This is a genomic window from Selenomonas sp., assembly GCF_052169755.1.
Classification (GTDB): Bacteria; Bacillota; Negativicutes; order Selenomonadales; family Selenomonadaceae; genus Selenomonas.
Map to the genome: position 1 here is coordinate 1 of NZ_JBQNBV010000173.1, position 3,702 is coordinate 3,702.

Sequence of the window (3,702 nt, forward strand, 5' to 3'; positions counted from 1 at the left end):
TGACGGATGTCTTCTGCTCGTCCGGTCTTTTCCGGATGATGTTGATGACGCCGCCCAAGGCTTCCGAGCCGTAGAGCGAGCTTGCCGCGCCGCGCACGATCTCGATGCGCTCTACATCGTCGATATTGAAGCGCTCCAGCTCGTAGACATTCGCTGTTTTATCCGTATTTCCCGTGCGCACGCGCCGCCCGTCGACCAGAAGCAGCGTATGGTTCGTTTTCATGCCGCGTATGGAAACGTGATTGCCGGTCATGCCGTTTTTCATCGTATCCAAACCCATAGCAAGCTGCAGCGCCTGCAGCACGGACTCTGCGCCCATCTTGTCGATGTCCTCGCGCGTGATGACTTCGACCGTACTCGGCGTTTCTTTGACTTCCTGCTCCGTCCTCGATGCCGTGACCACGACGGCGCCCGTCTTGATCGCTTTTCCGTCCTCGGGCTTTTTCTCCGCCGCATAGGCGGGAACGCTCATGGCGGCGAGAACAGCCGCCGTCAGCAGCAGGCTCTTCTTCTTCGTGATTCTCTTCAGCATTGCTCCATCTCCTTATCCTTGGATTCTTCAGAACGTCACATTTACACCGCCGCGCCAGATTCTGCCGTCGTAGCCGAGGTTGTCATTATATGTATCAAGAAGATTATCTATGCCAAAGTAAGCACTGAAACGATCATTGATCTTTTTATTGACGACGAGGTTCAGAATGCTTATGGCAGCGTTTTTATAGATGGTTCTCCTTCCAACAGCCTCCGCATAATAATAGTCTGCAATCCAATCGTTCCATAGCGTCGCATCCCAGCCGTTCTTCTGATCTTCGTAGCTGAGCTGCAGGCTCGCCTTGTGATACGGGCGGCCGGTGAGCCTTATATCTTTGTCGTTACGCGCATCGAGGTAAGTATAGAGGCCGCGCGCGTTGAAACCGCTCCCGAGAGATTGCTTGACCTCAAACTCAAGACCTTGGAGCGTCACATCCGTTTCATTGTCATAGAAGATGTGATTGATTGACCTCATTGGCGGCGGCATATACTGAAATTGGGAATACCCGTAGATCAAATCATGGACTTTGTTGTGAAAGTAGGTGATCTTGCCAAAAGTTTTATCCTTCTCCATCTCAAGACCGACATCGAAGTTCAGCGAGGTCTCCGGCTTGAGGTTGGGGTTTCCATGAAACCATAGCTTCACTCTTTCGCCGCCTGGCATACCATCCCAGTCAAGATAAAGCTCGCTTGCCGTTGGTGCGCGATATGCTGTTCCGATATTTGCCTTGAACCGCAGATCCTTGTTGATTTTGTATGTCGTGCCAAGTTTTCCAGTCACTTTGCTGCCGAAGGAACTGCTGTAGTCCCAGCGCACGGACGGAATCAGCAGCCAATCGGGATTGAGGAGCCACTCATCCTGCACATAAAGCGCTGCATAGTTCACAGACCTTTTACCGAACGGGCTCACGACGCCTTCACGCGACATGGAGCCGTTGCCTGTCAAGCGCGTACTGTCATAACTCTCTTCGCGATATTCACCACCAAAGGTCAGAAGGTGATCTTTCGACAGCTGCATGGAGCGCCTGCCATCGAAGATCAAAGAGTTAAACGTCATATCATCGAACCCGAGAAGGTCATGGTTCGCTCTGTTCCTCTGATTCTGATCTTTATGAAAACGCGTGTAATAGACCTGCATTTCATAGTTGCCGCGTTTGTCGCGACCTGCATATTTGACGCCCGTCGACAGGCGCGTATGATCGTAGTCTCTTCCATGATAGATTGTCGGCTTGTTCTTACGAATTATTATCCCCTTCATATACTGATCTTCAATCAAATAGTCTGCAAAGACATCGAGCCACTTGTCTTTCGCTACATCCATCCGACCTTCGATATTGAAGAAATACTTCTTGCCGTACATATTGCTCTTGTCATCCGTACCGCGCTCGCGGTAGTCGGACACCTTGAAGCTCGCCGCAATATTCCAATTTCCGTGCTTTCCTGCATCGAAACGAATGCCGGCGTCCTTGCGTCGAGTCGTCCAATCCAGCGTGACGGATGTCTTCTGCTCGTCCGGTCTTTTCCGGATGATGTTGATGACGCCGCCGAGAGCTTCCGAGCCGTAGAGCGAGCTTGCCGCGCCGCGCACGATCTCAATACGTTCGACATCGTCTATATTGATGCGCTCAAACTCATAAAAGTTCATCGTCGAGCCTGTGTCCTCTGTACGCACGCGCCGCCCGTCTATGAGAATCAGCGTCTGGTTCGTCTCCATCCCGCGAATGGAAACTCTATTGCCAACCATGGCATTTTCCTGAATATCCATCCCGATGGCAAGCTGCAACGCTTGCGCTACGGATTCCGCGCCCATCTTGTCGATGTCCTCGCGCGTGATGACTTCGACCGTACTCGGCGTTTCTTTGACTTCCTGCTCCGTCCTCGATGCCGTGACCACGACGGCGCCCGTCTTGATCGCTTTTCCGTCCTCGGGCTTTTTCTCCGCCGCATAGGCGGGAACGCTCATGGCGGCGAGAACAGCCGCCGTCAGCAGCAGGCTCTTCTTCTTCGTGATTCTCTTCAGCATTGCTCCATCTCCTTATCCTTGTATTCCTATGAGATATATAGATGCAAAGGCTATAAGGGAGCGCAAGCTCGATGCACTCCCCAAAGCCCGAACAAACCTTGGTTTTTGCCTGCAATGATGGCACACAGATCCCATCGCTCGGGCACTTGCATATATCTTACTTCTTCTTCGGGTACATGATGTCGGCAAGTACATCGAGCGCGTCCGCTGCGCGGATGCCTGGGTTGATGGCGAACAGCTCGTAGGGCAGAACGTAGACGCGCCCGTTCTTTACGGCGTCAACATCCGCCCATGCGGCATTGTCCTGCAGGTCGCGGCGCATCTTCGGCTCAAGCGTTTCCGTCGGGCCGTGTACGATCGCGAGGATGATGGAAGGATTCTCACGCGCGACGAATTCCATAGAAAGCGGCAAATATGCGCCGTCGCCCGATGCGCGGTCAGCGATGTTGCCGCCGCCGAGCAGTTCGATAAGTCCGCCCGTGAAGCATTTCGCCGTACCCATGTTGAAGCTCTCAGGCGAGCCGAATACGAGCAGCGTCTTGGGCGGCGCGCTTCCGGCAGCACGCTTTTCGACCTCGGCGAGCTTGTCCTTGATCGTCTGCACTTCTTTTTCGGCTCGTTCTTCGTCACCGGTGAGCTTGCCATAGAAGGAAAGCGCACTAAAGAGCGAAGGGACGTCGTCGAGGGCTTGGATGTAGATAGGCACGCCTGCATCACTGAGCGTATTTTCGAGGTCGATATGGAACGGTACATTCGTGCCGATGACGAGATCCGGCTGCAGCGAGAGAATTTTCTCTACATTCGGCTGATGAATGATGCCGACTTCCTCGGCGTTTGCCGTCTTTTCCACGACTGTCGGCGACAACGCCTGTGAGCTGGGCTTTCCAACGACGGCTTCTGCGCCGCCCGCCGCAACGAAAAGGTCAAGATTCGAGGCGTTCAGGATGACGACGCGCTTCGGATGCGCGGGCAGCGTGACTTCGCGCCCCATGCTGTCCGTCACCGTCAGTTCTTTCGGCTGAGACGCTTCCTGCGTGCGTGGTGTGAAGATCAGCACGATGACTGCCGCGAGGCAAAGAAACGCAACGCCAATACCAATTTTTCTCATAGAAACCTCCTGATCTGTAAGCTCTTGATACCAAATCTAA

3 protein-coding genes are annotated in these 3,702 nt (G+C 53.6%); all 3 read right to left on the reverse strand.

Annotated elements, in window-relative coordinates; translation table 11 throughout:
• On the reverse strand, nt 1-532 hold a 532-nt coding region (locus tag ACTTKG_RS09790), incomplete at its 3' end, for a TonB-dependent receptor plug domain-containing protein (RefSeq protein WP_442674015.1).
• A 27-nt stretch (nt 533-559) separates the two neighbouring features.
• Nucleotides 560-2,554 (reverse strand): TonB-dependent receptor plug domain-containing protein, encoded by a 1,995-nt coding sequence (locus tag ACTTKG_RS09795; RefSeq protein WP_442674016.1) that lies wholly within the window; start codon nt 2,552-2,554, stop codon nt 560-562.
• 157 nt (nt 2,555-2,711) lie between these two features.
• Nucleotides 2,712-3,662: an ABC transporter substrate-binding protein gene (locus ACTTKG_RS09800; protein WP_442674017.1), complete on the reverse strand. Its 951-nt coding sequence runs from the start codon at nt 3,660-3,662 to the stop codon at nt 2,712-2,714.
• Nucleotides 3,663-3,702 lie beyond the last annotated feature (40 nt).

Excerpts from the sequence above, each read along its gene's own strand:
- ACTTKG_RS09795 (WP_442674016.1), bottom strand. The coding sequence starts at position 2,554 with ATGCTGAAGAGAATCACGAAGAAGAAGAGCCTGCTGCTGACGGCGGCT.
- ACTTKG_RS09800 (WP_442674017.1), bottom strand. The coding sequence starts at position 3,662 with ATGAGAAAAATTGGTATTGGCGTTGCGTTTCTTTGCCTCGCGGCAGTC.